Genomic DNA, 14,678 nt, shown 5'->3' with positions numbered 1-14,678 from the left:
TTTAACTGGATTGGGCCGATTTTCTGGCCTGAGTGGGATGTTAGGTTCGGCGCTTCCCTTTGCCAGCAAGGACACGCAAATGGCAGTGCCGGTTCTCAATGTTACTGAACGCCTCATACCGATCCTGCGTAACTGCCTGCTGGTGGGCTGTCTGATTTATATCGCAGGCAGTTGGTTCATATCGCCCGGAACCCCGGATTTGGATGAGGTGGTGTTGAAGCATTCCCTTGGCAACGGCGCCTCGATCTATGGCGCGCGGGATGGCCAAGGCGGTGCGACGGTGGGCTTTTCATACCGCTACTACGTGCATAAGAACTTGAGTAACGATCAGGAAATACTCACCACATTAGTGTCGGCGCATCCTTTTCTGAAAACCGAGGAACCCAATGTTCAAGTGAGTGAGCATGAGGGCGTGCTTCGATTGGATATTCAGGGGCGAGTGTATGAGTACAACAGCTATGCCCTCGAAGGGCTTGGAACGGTCAAGGTGGTGATGGGGTTGTAATGGGCCGGGCTTCGGATTTTTCCTGCAAGATTTTGGGCCGGGCATGAACTTGTCGGGTGCGGTCGGCGGGCCTAGTCTTCGTCCCGTCAACGCAAAAAACGGTGACACGGACGTGCAAGTCCGAGAAATCTGTTTAGGCGCATACAACGCCTAGATCAACAGGCGTTCCTTGATTATCCATTTAGGAACCGCACAGCATGTCGAACCCTTCATCTAACCTCTTCACCGTCAACCCCCACCAAAACACCGAAACCCTGCTGGTCAACGCCAGTGAAACCCTGTCATCCCTCGATGCACTTATCTGCAACCTGGCCTTCGACCTGGATGACTCACAGCGGGCAATCATGCTCGGGATCCAGCAAATGGCAGAGCTGGGGCAACTGTTGGTGGAGCGGGCGCTGGAACAAGTCAGTCCGTCACATGATGTTTGAAACGGTCCCCAATAGGGACTGATCGGTCCCTTTGTGGGACCGCGAATTAATTGGCGCCGCCGAGACAATGTGGGAGCGGGCTTGCTCGCGAATGCGCTGGATCAGGCACAGAAGTGTCAACTGACAGTCCGCATTCGCGAGCAAGTCGAATCGTCGCACCGCCGCTCCCACATTTTGATCTGCATAAGACTCAAGTCCGCGTTTGCTGATGTTCCATTACTCCAGCCGTAACGATTAGCCGCTGAGCTTGATTGATGCACCCACAGGTTCGCTCCTAAGGTACAGCCCACGACAGCCAACCCCGTGGAGCGACCATGACAACAACAACTACCCCCGACTCGCGCTGGACGCGGCGGCGCGATGAGAAGCAGCGGCGGCTCGGGTTGGTCAAGCACTTTGCAGACGGCGCAGTACTGGCCAGCGACAAGATCGTCGATGCGCTGGAAGCCCTGATCCTCCCCGGCGACCGCGTGGTGCTGGAAGGCAACAACCAGAAGCAGGCCGACTTCCTCTCGCGCTCCCTGGCCAAGACCGATCCCGCCAAGCTCCATGATTTGCACATGATCATGCCCAGTGTTGGCCGTTCCGAGCACCTGGACCTGTTTGAAAAGGGCATCGCCCGCAAGCTCGATTTCTCTTTCGCCGGCACTCAATCCCTGCGCATCAGCCAGTTGCTGGAGGACGGCCTGCTGGAAATCGGCGCGATCCACACCTACATCGAACTCTATGCGCGGCTGGTGGTGGACCTGATCCCCAACGTGGTGCTCAGCGCCGGTTTCATGGCCGACCGCGCCGGCAATATATACACCGGTGCCAGCACCGAAGACACGCCAGCGCTGATCGAGCCCGCTGCCTTCAGCGATGGCATCGTCATCGTGCAGGTCAACCAATTAGTGGATGACGTCACCGACTTACCCCGCGTGGACATCCCCGCCAGCTGGGTGGATTTTGTGGTGGTGGCCGACAAGCCGTTCTACATCGAGCCGCTGTTCACCCGCGACCCACGCCACATCAAGCCGGTGCATGTGCTGATGGCGATGATGGCGATCCGTGGCATCTACGAAAAACACAATGTGCAGTCCCTTAACCACGGCATCGGTTTCAACACCGCTGCCATCGAATTGATCCTGCCCACCTACGGCGAGTCCTTGGGCCTCAAGGGCAAGATCTGCCGCAACTGGACCCTCAACCCGCACCCTACGTTGATCCCGGCCATCGAAAGCGGTTGGGTCGAAAGCGTGCACTGCTTCGGCACCGAACTGGGCATGGAGAACTACATCGCTGCGCGCCCGGATGTGTTCTTCACTGGCCGCGACGGCTCGATGCGCTCCAACCGCATGTTCTGCCAACTGGCCGGGCAATATGCGGTGGACCTGTTTATCGGCGCCACCCTGCAAGTGGACGGTGACGGGCATTCCTCCACCGTGACCCGTGGCCGCCTGGCCGGTTTCGGTGGTGCGCCGAACATGGGCCACGACCCGCGTGGCCGCCGTCATGGCACCCCGGCGTGGCTGGATATGCGCCACGACGAGGCCCCGGAGGCGTTGCTCGAACGCGGTAAAAAACTGGTGGTGCAGATGGTCGAGACCTTCCAGGAGGGCGGCAAGCCTACCTTCGTCAACACCCTGGACGCGGTGGAAGTGGCGCGCAAAAGCGGCATGCCGCTGGCGCCGATCATGATCTACGGCGACGACGTCACCCACCTGCTCACCGAAGAGGGCATCGCCTACCTCTACAAAGCGCGCTCGCTGGAAGAACGCCAGGCGATGATCGCTGCCGTCGCCGGGGTGACCGCCATCGGCCTGCGTCACAACCCCAAGGACACCGCACGCATGCGCCGCGAAGGCTTGATCGCCTTGCCCGAAGACCTCGGCATCCGCCGCACCGACGCCACCCGTGAGCTGCTGGCCGCCAAGAGCGTGGCCGACCTGGTGGACTGGTCCGGTGGCCTGTACAACCCGCCCGCCAAGTTCAGGAGCTGGTAAATGCGCGCCCTCAAACTGCATGAATTGACCCTCGCCGAACGCCTGGCGGACATGGCCGTCGATGCACTGATCGACGAAGCAGACCTGTCGCCCAAACCTGCCCTGGTGGACCGTCGTGGCAACGGCGCCCACAGCGATTTGCACCTGGGCCTGATGCACGCATCAGCCCTGTCGCTGTGGCCGATGTTCAAGGACATGGCCGAGGCGGCCATCGACATCGGTGAGGTCGGCTTGCCCCTGCGCGAAGCCCTGGGGCGCATCGGTCGCGAAGGTGAGCAAGCGATGCTCGCCACCACCAACGGCGTGAACACCCATCGTGGTGCGATCTGGGCCCTCGGTTTGCTGACTGCTGCAGCCGTTCTGGAGCCCCGTGCTATCACGCTGACCGCCGCCCGACTGGCCCTGCTCAACGACCGTTATGCCCCGCAACCCATGAGCCACGGCGCCCAGGTCGCGCAACGCTATGGCGCACGCGGTGCCCGCGAAGAAGCCCAACTGGGGTTCCCTTCGGTGACGCAACGCGGCCTGCCGCAATTGCGTAAAAGCCGCCAGCAAAACACCGGCGAACAGAACGCCCGCCTGGATGCCTTGCTCGCGATCATGACCGAGCTGGCTGACACCTGCGTGCTCTACCGCGCAGGCCCCGAAGGCATCCACGCCATGCAGCGCGGTGCCCAAGCCGTGCTGGATGCGGGCGGCAGCGCCACCCTGGCCGGGCGCCGCCAATTGCACGAACTGGACAACCAACTGCTGGCCCTGAATGCCTCCCCCGGCGGCGCCGCCGACCTGTTGGCCGCCTGCCTGTTTATCGACCGCCTCGACGGAGCGTTGTGATGGAAACCTTATCCTTTGAATTCCCCGCCGGGCAGCCGCCAAAGGGCCGTGCGCTGGTGGGTTGTGTGGGCTCGGGCGATCTGGAAGTGCTACTGGAACCAGGTACACCGGGCACGCTGACGATCCAGGTTCAGACCTCAGTCAATGGCGCCGAACAGCGCTGGCAGCACCTGTTTGAACGCATCTTCCAGGAACACACACCACCGGCCATGAAGATTGATATCCACGATTTCGGCGCCACCCCCGGCGTGGTGCGCCTGCGCCTGGAGCAGGGTTTCGAGGAGGTGGGCCATGACTGATCTACTCGCCAAACACAGCTTCGTTGAACTGGGCGCACGGCAGCGGGCCAAGGCCTTGCTGGACGCCGGTTCCTACCGCGAATTGATCGACCCGTTCCAGCGCGTCATGTCGCCATGGCTCAGCCGCCAGGGCGTGGTGCCTCAGGCCGATGACGGTGTGGTGATCGCCAAGGGCAGTATCGATGGCAAACCGGTGGTGATTGCTGCCATCGAAGGTAACTTCCAAGGCGGCAGCTTGGGCGAAGTCGGCGGTGCAAAAATCGCTGGTGCCCTGGAGTTGGCAGCCGAAGATAACCGCAGGGGCATCCCCACCCGCACCGTGCTGCTGCTGGAAACCGGCGGCGTGCGCTTGCAGGAAGCCAACCTCGGGCTGGCGGCGATTGCCGATATTCATGCGGCGATTGTCGACCTGCGCCAGTACCAGCCGGTGATCGGCGTGGTGGCGGGCAGTGTGGGGTGCTTTGGCGGCATGTCCATTGCGGCGGGGTTGTGCAGTTACCTGGTGGTGACCCGTGAAGCGCGCTTGGGCTTGAACGGCCCGCAAGTGATCGAGCAGGAAGCGGGGCTTGAAGAATATGACTCCCGCGACCGGCCATTCATCTGGAGCCTTACCGGCGGCGAGCAACGTTTCAACAGTGGCTTGGCTGACCGTTACGTGGCTGACGACGTGGCCGATATCCAACAGACCGTCAGCGCACTCTTGCGCCAAGGCTTGCCGGAACAACAACGCAGCCGCCAGGCCGAGCACTACCTGGCGCGCCTCGCCGAGCTGGACGCCACACCGCAAATCGACCCCGCGACCGTGCGCGCGCTGTATCAAGGAGAACGCTCATGAGAGGGTTGCAGTGGTTCAACGCACTGAGTGCCGGTGCAACACCCGTTGAGGGGTTGCCGGATTCCATGAAAGTGGCTGACGGCGTATTGGGCGAACAACCCGTGCGCTTTATCGCCGTGGTCACTGACCCTAACAACCGCTTCCCCCGCGCTCGTAATGGTGAAGTTGGTTTGCTGGAAGGCTGGGGCCTGGCCAAGGCCGTGGATGAAGCCATCGCCCGAGGCGACAAGCGCCCGCTGATCGCCATCGTCGATGTGCCAAGCCAGGCTTACGGTCGCCGCGAAGAAGCCCTCGGCATCCACCAGGCCCTGGCCGCTGCGGCGGACAGTTATGCCCGTGCACGTTTGGCCGGGCACCCGGTGATTGCGTTGCTGGTGGGTAAAGCCATGTCCGGCGCGTTTCTGGCTCACGGTTACCAGGCCAACCGCCTGATCGCCCTGCGTGACCCTGGCGTGATGGTGCACGCCATGGGCAAAGCGTCGGCGGCGCGGGTGACCCTGCGCAGCGTCGAAGAGCTTGAAGCCCTGGCCGCCAGCGTGCCACCGATGGCGTATGACATCGACAGCTATGCCAGCCTGGGTTTGCTCTGGGAGACCTTGTCGGTCAGCCAGATTGAACAACCCTCTGCGCAGGATGTGGCGCGAGTCGGCGATTGCCTGTTGAGTGCGATCAAGGACATCCACGCGCCTGACTTGAGCAGCCGCCTGGGCGCCACCAACCGCGCCGCCTCCAGCCATGTTCGCCAACTGCTGCGGGAACAATGGTGAACGCCCACGACTTGCTCTGGGGCATGACCCCGGCGCATCTGCCTGCTGACGCTCCGGCGTGGGCGGCGGATGCGTTGGGCGCAGTGGTGGTGCGTCGCGCCGTCGTTGCGCCAGGGTTTGTCGCCGTCGGCGTGCGGGGGCGTTCGCGTGAGCAGCGTCTTGGCGCGGTGATGCCGATGGCTGCCATACAGCGCCGGGTCACGCCGGAAGCATTGTGCGAGGTGACGTCGCCACGGGATTTGCCGGCATTGCAGGCACTCGCTCAACTGCGCCCGGTGCTGGCGCCGTTGAACTGGGGCGTTACCGGCAGTGCGGGTTTTGAGCTGGCCACGGGCATTGAGGCGCTGCATGCCCAAAGTGATCTGGATTTGATGTTGCGTACGCCTGAGCCGCTTGATCGCAACGATGCACGCGACTTGCTGGCGACATTGGACAAGGCGGTATGTGCCGTAGACCTGCAACTGCAAACGCCTTTTGGCGCGGTTGCCTTGCGCGAATGGGCCGGTGCATCACGGCGGGTACTGCTGAAAACCGCCAGTGGTGCGCACTTGGTAATCGACCCTTGGCAGGCCGTGGCATGAGCAGCCTCCTGGTGTTTCCGGGGCAGGGCGCCCAGCGGCCGGGCATGCTCCAGGCGTTGCCCTCCGATGTGCTGGAATACGCCAGCGACGCCTTGGGTGAGGACGTTCGCACCCTGGATTCGGCGCAAGCCTTGGCGAGTACCCGCGCCGTGCAGCTGTGTTTGTTGATCGTAGGCGTGGCCCACGCCCGTCTGTTGCAACACACCCCGGATTACGTCGCAGGCCTGTCCATCGGGGCCTACCCGGCAGCGGTCATCGCCGGAGCCCTGGACTTCAGCGATGCGCTCAAGTTGGTCAGCCTGCGCGGCGAACTGATGCAAAACGCTTATCCACAGGGCTACGGCATGACCGCGATCATCGGGCCGCAGTTATCCACAGTCGAAACCTTGCTTGCCGAGATCCACAGCCCCGAAACCCCGGTGTACCTGGCCAATATCAACGCCGATAACCAGGCCGTGATTGCGGGCAGCGATGCCGCCATGCAGCGTGTGGCCCAACGCATCAAGGGCAACGGTATCGCCAAGCGCCTGGCCGTGAGCGTGCCGTCCCATTGCGCGCTGCTGGAACAACCGGCCCAGGCCCTGGCGAGTGCCTTCGTCGCGCTCAAGGCGCCGCGCATCACCTACCTGAGCAGCACCCGCGCGCGACCTATCCACAACCCTGAACAACTGCGCGACGACCTGGCCTTCAACATGTGCCGCGTTGTCGACTGGCGCGGCACCGTGCAAAGCGCCTACGAGCGCGGTGTGCGCCTGCAAATCGAACTGCCTCCGGGCGCTGTGCTCACCGGCCTGTCACGCCGGGTGTTTGAACAAGGTACGGTGATCGCCTGCGAAGGCGCGCGCCTGGATACGTTGCAGGCCCTGCTGCAAGAGGAGGAGCGCCGCCACCGATAAAGCACCACCCAAGGCTTTCGAAGCACAAAAACAACAATTTCGATCGAGCACTTTGAGGACAACAACAATGATTATTTACGGTGTGGCACTGCTGGCAATCTGCACGCTTGCAGGTGTGATCATGGGCGACATGCTCGGCGTGTTGCTGGGCGTCAAATCCAACGTGGGCGGGGTGGGTATCGCAATGATCCTGCTGATCTGCGCGCGCTTGTGGATGCAAAAACGCGGCGGCATGACCAAGGACTGCGAGATGGGCGTGGGCTTTTGGGGTGCCATGTACATCCCGGTGGTGGTGGCGATGGCCGCGCAGCAAAACGTGGTCACCGCCCTGCACGGCGGCCCGGTGGCGGTGTTGGCGGCGATTGGTTCGGTGGTGGTCTGTGGTTGCACCATCGCTTTGATCAGCCGCACTCACAAAGGCGAGCCGTTGCCCGCCGAAGAGCCGCTGATTGTTCCAGTGGGAGGTCGCTGATATGTGGGATCTCATCGAGAAGGGGCTTGAACATAACGGGCTGATCACCGCGTTTGCCTTCGTGGGCGTGGTGATGTGGATTTCTGTGGTGCTGTCCAAGCGCCTCACGTTCGGGCGCATTCATGGTTCGGCGATTGCTATTGTTATCGGCCTGGTGCTGGCCTGGGTGGGCGGCACGATTACCGGCGGGCAAAAAGGCCTGGCGGACTTGGCGTTGTTCTCGGGTATCGGTTTGATGGGGGGCGCGATGCTGCGGGACTTCGCCATCGTCGCCACGGCGTTTGAAGTACAAGCCACCGAAGCGCGCAAGGCCGGGATGATTGGTGTGATTGCGCTGCTGCTGGGTACGATCCTGCCGTTTATCGTCGGCGCCAGCATGGCCTGGGTGTTTGGGTATCGCGATGCGGTCAGCATGACCACCATCGGTGCGGGCGCCGTGACGTACATCGTCGGCCCGGTGACCGGTGCGGCGATTGGCGCGACCTCGGACGTGATGGCGCTGTCGATTGCCACGGGGTTGATCAAGGCGATCCTGGTGATGGTCGGCACGCCGGTGGCGGCGCGGTGGATGGGCCTGGATAACCCGCGTTCGGCGATGGTGTTTGGTGGGTTGGCCGGCACTGTGAGCGGTGTGACTGCGGGGTTGGCGGCGACGGATCGGCGGTTGGTGCCGTATGGGGCGTTGACGGCGACTTTCCACACGGGGCTTGGGTGTTTGTTGGGGCCTTCGTTGCTGTACTTCATCGTGCGCGGGTTGGTTGGGTAAGTTTTGAATTTGTGTTGTTAGTTCGGGCCTCTTCGCGAGCAAGCCCGCTCCCACAGTTGATCGGGTTCCAGCATGAGAACGCGGTCGAATGTGGGAGCGGGCTTGCTCGCGAAAGCGGTGTGTCAGGCTTACACCTGCCGATTGGCATACATCCGACACTCCGCCAGCAACGCCAGCAAATTCGGGTCGCGCTCCTTGGCCTTCAAGAACACCACCCCGATATGCTGCTGCAACCGGTAACGGGGTTGCAGCGGTATGAGCTTCACCCGGTTCTCATACACCGCCGCAATCCGCCCCGGCAGCAACGCATAACCCACCCCTGAACTGACCATGCTCAGCAGGGTGAAAATGTCGTTCACCTGCATCGCCACTTTCGGCTCGAACCCCGCCTGCTTGAACACACGGTTGCCGTCTTGGTGGGTAGCGAAGCCTTGGGTGAGGGTAATAAACGTGGCGTCGCGCACATCCGCCAAATCGATTTGCTGCTCGCGGTCGAACGGCGAGTCGGCTGGCGTAGCGAGGAAGATATCGTCGGAAAACAGCGCGATCTGCTCGCAGTCGGGGTCGCTGGCGTGCTCGTCGAGGGAGATGAGGATCGCGTCCACTTCCATGTTCTTGAGCTTGTAGAGCAGGTCGAAGTTGGAGCCCAGGATCAGGTCGATATTGAGTTCGCTGCGGCGGATCTTCAGGCCCATGATCAGTTGCGGCACGGTCTTGACCGTCAGTGAATACAGCGAGCCCAGCTTGAAACGCTCGGCGGAGAACCCGGCGGCTTCGCGGGTGAGGCGCACGCTGTCGACCACGTCGGCCACCAGTTTCTGTGCGCGTTCTTCCAGCACGTAGGCACTTTCCAACGGGGTGAGGTTGCGCCCCTCGTGCTTGAACAACGGGCAGCGCAGGGCGCTTTCCAGGGAATGGATAGCGCGGTGCACGCTGACGTTACTGGTCTGCAACTCGGCGGCGGCGCGGGTCAGGTTGCCGGTGCGCATGAACGCCAGGAAGATCTCCAGCTTTTTGAGGGTGAACTCTTCGTCGATCAACATGGCCGTGGCTCTTATTCGAATGTGCTCGATTGTGCCCCGATCACAAGCCGCTTGCACTCTCACGCGCAACGCTGGACCCTTGCCCTTCACTCGCTAACGGGAATCGGAGGTCGGTGGCGCATGTATCACGGTGAACGGTTCAACGCCTGGAGCCACTTGCTCGGGGCGGTCGCGGCCTTTGCGGGCGCGGTGTGGATGTTGGTGGTGGCGAGCCTGGATGGCAGCCCCTGGAAGATCGTCAGCGTGGCGATCTATGGTTTTACGCTGCTGGTGCTGTACAGCGCGTCCACCGTGTACCACAGCGTGCGCGGGCGGCGAAAAGAGATCATGCAGAAGGTCGACCACTTTTCGATCTACCTGTTGATTGCCGGCAGCTACACGCCGTTTTGCCTGGTGACCCTGCGCGGGCCGTGGGGTTGGACGCTGTTCGGGATTGTGTGGGGGTTGGCGGTGATCGGCATCTTGCAGGAGATCAAGCCGCGTTCCGAAAAGCGGATTTTGTCGATCGTGATCTATGCAGTGATGGGCTGGATCGTGCTGGTGGCGGTCAAGCCGCTGATGGCGGTGCTGGGAACGGCGGGGTTTACCTGGCTGGCGGCGGGTGGGGTGTTGTACACCGTGGGCATCATCTTCTTTGCGCTTGAGGATCGCCTGCGGCACTCCCATGGGATCTGGCATTTGTTTGTGATTGGCGGGAGTTTGCTGCACTTTGTGGCGATTATGCATTACGTGCTCTAGCAGGCAATGAGGAACCCATGTGGGAGGGGGCTTGCTCCCGATAGCGGCGGGTCAGTGCCAAATAGGCGGGCTGACACACCGCAATCGGGAGCAAGCCCCCTCCCACATGGGTTCCTCGGTGTGCTTACAATCGTTGTAATAACCCTTGAGCGCGATTGGCGAGGATCCCCAGCAGCTTGGCCAACATATGCGGCGGTGGCTCATCCGCACGGGTCAGGGCGTACAGGGTAATTGGCAGCGGCGGGGTAAGCGGGCGGATGTGGGTGGAGGCCGTTGAGGCACCGAGGGCGGTGAAGGGGTCGATCACCGTGAGGCCGGCGCCGGATTCCACCATCGCCCGGGCCAGGGAGTAGGTCTGCACAGAGATCGTCACCCGTGGCGCCGGGTCGACGTTTTCCAGGTAGCTGTCGAGTTTGGCTGCCAAGGGGTCGGCACTCGACAAGCCAATCAACGGTGCGCCTGCCAGCTCGCTGAGGGCTAACGGTCTGCTCAACTCCGACTCAGGCCAGTATCCTTTCGAGGCTAACGCCACCAACACGCCGTTGGCCAACACCTGGGTAGTCAACCCCGGATGCCCGGAGAAATTCAGCGTCAGCGCCAGGTCAATCTCACGCATCAATAACTTCTGCACCAACTCGCGGCTATGGTCGCTGGACAGCTCGCAGGCCATGTCCGGGTAGTCGCGCTTCCATTCCAGGATCGCTGGCGGCAGCAATGACAGGGCCAGTGCGGGAATCGCACCGATACGCACGCTCTGGCCCGGCGCGCGGCGCAAACTCTTGGCCAGGCGGCGAACGCCTTGCAGGCTCTCGGTGACTTTTTCCACTTCGCTTTCCAGCGCCAGGGCTTCCGGCGTGGGTTGCAGTTTGCCGCGCACTCTTAAAAAGAGCGGGAAACCCAACTGCAACTCGGCGTGCTGCAACACCTTGGTTACCGCCGGTTGGGACACGTGCAGCAACTGCGCGGCAGCGCTCACGGAGCCGGTCTGGCGGATGGCCTGGAAGATTTCGATATGACGCAGGCGCATGGCAAGTCCATAACCTTTGTTTATAGGTGATCCATCTTTATTCATTGTCGGCGGCCTGTCACCTGCCCCTAGGCTTGAGGCCTCTTGAATGAACGGCGGGTGGCGGCAATGGTGTGCATCATCGGCGGTGGGGTGATCGGTCTGGCCAGTGCTTATGCGTTGGTGCGTGCCGGCCATGAAGTGACGGTGATCGACGCCCGCGACAGCCTGGGCCGCGAAACCAGTTTTGCCAATGGCGGGCAGTTGTCCTACCGCTATGTCGCACCGCTGGCGGACGCCGGGGTACCGTTGCAAGCCATTGGCTGGCTGCTGCGGGGGGATTCGCCGTTGAAGCTGCGCCCGCGCATGGACCCGCAGCAATGGCGCTGGATGGCCGCGTTCCTGGGCGCCTGCCGTGGCAAGGTCAACCAACGCAATGCCGCGCACTTGCTGCGCCTGGCGTCGCTGAGCCAGACCACGTTGCAGCAATGGCGCGAGGATGATCGCCTGGACGGTTTCGACTGGCGGCGCAACGGCAAGCTGGTGACCTTTCGCAACGCCAGTTCCTTTGAGCATGCCCGCAGCAAAGTCACCGATATCCTGCAGCAACAGGTGCTGTCGGCCAACGATTGCGCACGCCTGGAACCGGCGCTGGCTGGGGGTGGTTTTGTGGGCGGCATCTACACGCCGAACGAAGAAGTGGCCGACTGTCACGCCTTCTGCCAGCGCTTGGCGGCGCGCCTTGAGGCTTCCGGGCGCTGCCGATTTTTGCTGGGGCGCAAGGTCACCGGCCTTCGTCATGCCGACGGTGCGGTGCAGGCCATCGAACTGGGCGATGAGGTAATGCCGGTCGAGCAACTGGTGCTGGCGGCCGGGTATCGCAGCGCCGAGTTGGGTGTGTCGCTGCCGCTGTATCCGCTCAAGGGCTATAGCCTCAGCGTGCCGATTGGCGCGCAGCACCAGGCGCCGAACGTGAGCATCACCGACTACGACCGCAAGATCGTTTACGCGCGCATCGGCGAGCAACTGCGGGTGGCGGCGATGGTGGATATCGTCGGCTTCGACGCGGGCCTTGAACCCAAGCGCCTAGCCTTGATCAAGCGCCAGGCGCTGGAGACATTTCCTATGGCTGGCGACTACGGCCATGCGCTGGAATGGGCCGGCATGCGCCCCGCAACCCCCACCGGCGTGCCGCTGATTGGGGCCAGTGTCTATCGCAACCTGTGGCTGAACCTGGGCCATGGAGCCCTGGGTTTCACCCTGGCCTGCGGTAGCGGCCAACTGTTGGCCGAGTTGATCAGCCAACAGGTTCCTTCCATTGATATGCAGGGCCTGACGCCTCGCGCCGCATAAGGATGCAACCATGACCATCAACCGAATCAGCAGCAACGACCGGCTCTCTGGCGCCGTGACCTTCAAGGACCTGGTGTTCCTCTCGGGCCAGGTGCCGGGCGATGGCCAGAACGTGGCCACACAAACCGAGGAAGTGCTGGCCAAGATCGATGCCCTGTTGGCCCAGGCGGGCAGTGACAAGGATCACCTGCTCAACGCGACGATTTACCTCAAAGACATTGGCGAGGGCTTCGCGCCGATGAATGACGTGTGGTCTGCCTGGTTGTCGCCGGGCATGGCGCCTACCCGTACCACCCTGCAAGCGCAACTGGCACGCCCCAGTGTGCTGGTAGAAATCAGCGTGATCGCTGTATGCAAGTAACTTCAAAGACCAACGGAGAATAACAATGAAAAAGATCCTGTTGACCGGCTGCACCCTGGGGCTGTTGTTGGGCGCGCAGGCCCATGCAAACGAAGCCCCTCTGAGCGGCGCGCTGGCCAAGATCGCCAGCGCCAAGTCCATCACGCTGGGTTATCGCGATGCCTCGGTACCGTTTTCTTATGTGGCAGATAGCAGCGGCAAGCCCATGGGCTATTCGGTGGAGTTGGCCAACAAGATCGTCGAGCGTATCCAGCAGAAAACCGGGGTGGCCGATCTGAAGGTGAAGTACAACCTGGTGACTTCCCAGACCCGTATTCCGTTGGTGCAAAACGGCACCGTCGACCTGGAATGCGGCTCTACCGGGGTGACGGCCGAGCGGCAGAAGCAGGTGGCGTTTTCCTACGGGTTTATCTACGTGAAGGGTCAACTGCTGACGGCGAAGGACAGTGGCATCCAGGGCTTCGCCGACCTGACCGGCAAAAACGTGGTGACCACCGCCGGCACCACTAACGAGCGTTTCCTCAAGAGCTATAACGCCGAGCACAAAGCCAATATGTTCGTGATCAGCGCCAAGGACCATGGCGAGGCGTTCAAGATGCTTGAAACCGGTCGTGCGGCGGCCTTCTACATGGATGATGCGCTGCTCTATGGCGAGCGCGCCAAGGCCAGGGACCCGCACAAGTGGGTGGTGGTCGGTAAGGAGCAATCGCGGGAAATCTACAGCTGCATGCTGCGCAAAGACGACCCGCAGTTTCTGGCGGTGGTCAACGAGACCCTCGGCGAGCTGTACAGCAGCGGCGAGATCAACGGGATTTACCAGCGCTGGTTTGAACAACCGATTCCGCCAAAGGGCTTGAACCTGGAATTCCCGATGACCAGCGAGTTGAAGGCGATCATTGCCAAGCCGGTGAGTGATCCGGTGGAGTAGTTGCCTGGTAACCCAATCCAAATGTGGGAGGGGGCTTGCTCCCGATAGCAGTGTGTCAGACACCTATTTTTTGCTGACATACCGCAATCGGGAGCAAGCCCCCTCCCACATTTTTGATTGGGTTTGCAAAGGGCGACGGTTAGAAATCACCCCATAGTTGTTGAGCGACAGCCAATGCCACCACTGGCGCAGTTTCAGTACGCAACACTCGCGGCCCAAGGCGCGCGGCGTGGTAGCCAGCCGCTTGGGCTGCCTCGACTTCACCCTCGGTCAACCCACCCTCCGGCCCGATCAAAAACGCCAGGCTCGCAGGCTTGGCATGGCTGACCATCGGCTCTGCCACCGGATGCAGCACCAGCTTCAAATCCGCCTCGGTCTGCTTCAACCAGTCCGCCAGCAATAGCGGCGGATGAATCACCGGCACCGTCGAACGCCCGCATTGCTCGCACGCGCTGATTGCCACCTGGCGCCAGTGCAGCAGGCGTTTGTCGGCGCGTTCATCCTTGAGGCGCACTTCGCAGCGGTCGCTGAAAATCGGTGTGATTTCGTTGACGCCCAATTCGGTGGCTTTCTGAATCGCCCAATCCATCCGCTCGCCACGGGACAGGCCCTGGCCGAGATGGATGTGCAGCGGCGATTCAGCCTGGCCCCGGAAGCTCTCTGTCAGTTGCACGGTGACGCGCTTCTTGCCGACTTCCAGCAGGCTGCCCAAGAACTCCTGGCCTGAGCCGTCGAACAATTGCACAGCGTCGCCTTCGCCCATGCGCAGCACACGGCTGATGTAGTGCGCCTGGGCTTCGGGCAGTTCGTGCTCGCCAATGCTCAGCGGGGTGTCGGTGAAAAAACGGGACAGTCTCATTTCTGTTCTCTGGAATGGT

The 14,678-nt window shown here is 61.9% G+C and carries 18 protein-coding genes; 15 read left to right on the top strand and 3 right to left on the bottom strand.

The genetic code is table 11. The annotated features are described in order from the left end of the window. The first annotated feature begins 79 nt into the window (after window positions 1-79). From DYL59_RS17455 to madM, 11 genes are all read left to right on the top strand, one after another. Entirely contained in the window at window positions 80-505 is a 426-nt protein-coding gene (locus DYL59_RS17455; RefSeq protein WP_135290267.1) for a hypothetical protein, read from the top strand. A 197-nt stretch (window positions 506-702) separates the two neighbouring features. Further along, window positions 703-936, top strand: a complete 234-nt coding sequence (locus DYL59_RS17450; RefSeq protein ID WP_135290266.1) for a DUF6124 family protein — start codon at window positions 703-705, stop codon at window positions 934-936. 314 nt (window positions 937-1,250) lie between these two features. Next, on the top strand, window positions 1,251-2,921 hold the full coding sequence (mdcA, locus tag DYL59_RS17445; RefSeq protein ID WP_135290265.1) for a malonate decarboxylase subunit alpha: 1,671 nt from the start codon (window positions 1,251-1,253) through the stop codon (window positions 2,919-2,921). Continuing rightward, the gene (locus DYL59_RS17440; RefSeq protein ID WP_135290264.1) at window positions 2,922-3,755 is read left to right on the top strand and encodes a triphosphoribosyl-dephospho-CoA synthase; all 834 of its coding nucleotides are present in this window, start codon (window positions 2,922-2,924) and stop codon (window positions 3,753-3,755) included. Then, window positions 3,755-4,054 (top strand): malonate decarboxylase subunit delta, encoded by a 300-nt coding sequence (locus DYL59_RS17435; protein WP_135290263.1) that lies wholly within the window; start codon window positions 3,755-3,757, stop codon window positions 4,052-4,054. The genes DYL59_RS17440 and DYL59_RS17435 overlap by 1 nt, the downstream gene beginning before the upstream one ends. Then, window positions 4,047-4,889, top strand: coding sequence for a biotin-independent malonate decarboxylase subunit beta (locus DYL59_RS17430; protein WP_135290262.1), 843 nt, complete (start codon window positions 4,047-4,049; stop codon window positions 4,887-4,889). Before DYL59_RS17435 ends, DYL59_RS17430 begins: the two co-directional genes overlap by 8 nt. Next, the gene (gene mdcE / locus DYL59_RS17425) at window positions 4,886-5,656 is read left to right on the top strand and encodes a biotin-independent malonate decarboxylase subunit gamma (RefSeq protein ID WP_135290261.1); all 771 of its coding nucleotides are present in this window, start codon (window positions 4,886-4,888) and stop codon (window positions 5,654-5,656) included. Before DYL59_RS17430 ends, mdcE begins: the two co-directional genes overlap by 4 nt. Continuing rightward, on the top strand, window positions 5,650-6,237 hold the full coding sequence (locus DYL59_RS17420; RefSeq protein ID WP_135290260.1) for a malonate decarboxylase holo-ACP synthase: 588 nt from the start codon (window positions 5,650-5,652) through the stop codon (window positions 6,235-6,237). Before mdcE ends, DYL59_RS17420 begins: the two co-directional genes overlap by 7 nt. After that, complete coding sequence (mdcH, locus tag DYL59_RS17415; protein ID WP_135290259.1) at window positions 6,234-7,133, top strand: malonate decarboxylase subunit epsilon; 900 nt, start codon at window positions 6,234-6,236, stop codon at window positions 7,131-7,133. The genes DYL59_RS17420 and mdcH overlap by 4 nt, the downstream gene beginning before the upstream one ends. A 67-nt stretch (window positions 7,134-7,200) precedes the next feature. Then, window positions 7,201-7,605 carry a malonate transporter subunit MadL gene (madL, locus tag DYL59_RS17410; RefSeq protein WP_105699644.1) on the top strand — a complete coding sequence of 135 codons (405 nt, stop codon included), beginning with the start codon at window positions 7,201-7,203 and terminating at the stop codon, window positions 7,603-7,605. 1 nt (window position 7,606) lies between these two features. After that, window positions 7,607-8,371, top strand: a complete 765-nt coding sequence (gene madM / locus DYL59_RS17405; RefSeq protein WP_135290258.1) for a malonate transporter subunit MadM — start codon at window positions 7,607-7,609, stop codon at window positions 8,369-8,371. Between the two features lie 128 nt (window positions 8,372-8,499). Here the strand turns inward: madM and DYL59_RS17400 are convergent, their stop codons facing one another. Further along, window positions 8,500-9,414, bottom strand: a complete 915-nt coding sequence (locus DYL59_RS17400) for a LysR family transcriptional regulator (protein WP_135290257.1) — start codon at window positions 9,412-9,414, stop codon at window positions 8,500-8,502. Between the two features lie 120 nt (window positions 9,415-9,534). On the opposite strand from DYL59_RS17400, the gene trhA reads away from it, so the two are divergent. After that, entirely contained in the window at window positions 9,535-10,152 is a 618-nt protein-coding gene (trhA, locus tag DYL59_RS17395) for a PAQR family membrane homeostasis protein TrhA (RefSeq protein ID WP_135290256.1), read from the top strand. A 124-nt stretch (window positions 10,153-10,276) separates the two neighbouring features. Here the strand turns inward: trhA and DYL59_RS17390 are convergent, their stop codons facing one another. After that, the gene (locus DYL59_RS17390; RefSeq protein WP_135290255.1) at window positions 10,277-11,179 is read right to left on the bottom strand and encodes a LysR family transcriptional regulator; all 903 of its coding nucleotides are present in this window, start codon (window positions 11,177-11,179) and stop codon (window positions 10,277-10,279) included. Window positions 11,180-11,278: 99 nt separating this feature from the next. Here DYL59_RS17390 and DYL59_RS17385 point away from each other — a divergent pair, with 99 nt between their 5' ends. Genes DYL59_RS17385 through DYL59_RS17375 form a run of 3 tightly spaced genes read left to right on the top strand, consistent with a single transcriptional unit; the run spans window position 11,279 to window position 13,800 of the window. After that, complete coding sequence (locus DYL59_RS17385) at window positions 11,279-12,511, top strand: D-amino acid dehydrogenase (RefSeq protein ID WP_135290296.1); 1,233 nt, start codon at window positions 11,279-11,281, stop codon at window positions 12,509-12,511. 10 nt (window positions 12,512-12,521) lie between these two features. After that, window positions 12,522-12,872, top strand: a complete 351-nt coding sequence (locus tag DYL59_RS17380) for a RidA family protein (protein WP_135290254.1) — start codon at window positions 12,522-12,524, stop codon at window positions 12,870-12,872. Window positions 12,873-12,897: 25 nt separating this feature from the next. Next, on the top strand, window positions 12,898-13,800 hold the full coding sequence (locus DYL59_RS17375) for a transporter substrate-binding domain-containing protein (RefSeq protein ID WP_135290253.1): 903 nt from the start codon (window positions 12,898-12,900) through the stop codon (window positions 13,798-13,800). A 139-nt stretch (window positions 13,801-13,939) separates the two neighbouring features. On the opposite strand, the gene DYL59_RS17370 is transcribed toward DYL59_RS17375, so the two are convergent. Continuing rightward, entirely contained in the window at window positions 13,940-14,659 is a 720-nt protein-coding gene (locus DYL59_RS17370) for a 16S rRNA (uracil(1498)-N(3))-methyltransferase (RefSeq protein ID WP_135290252.1), read from the bottom strand. Window positions 14,660-14,678: the final 19 nt, after the last annotated feature.

Origin of the sequence: Pseudomonas kairouanensis, assembly GCF_004682055.1 — a bacterium.
Classification (GTDB): Bacteria; Pseudomonadota; Gammaproteobacteria; order Pseudomonadales; family Pseudomonadaceae; genus Aquipseudomonas; species Aquipseudomonas kairouanensis.
Note: the sequence above shows the minus strand (reverse complement) of the source record. Positions and strands in the feature narration are given on the sequence as shown.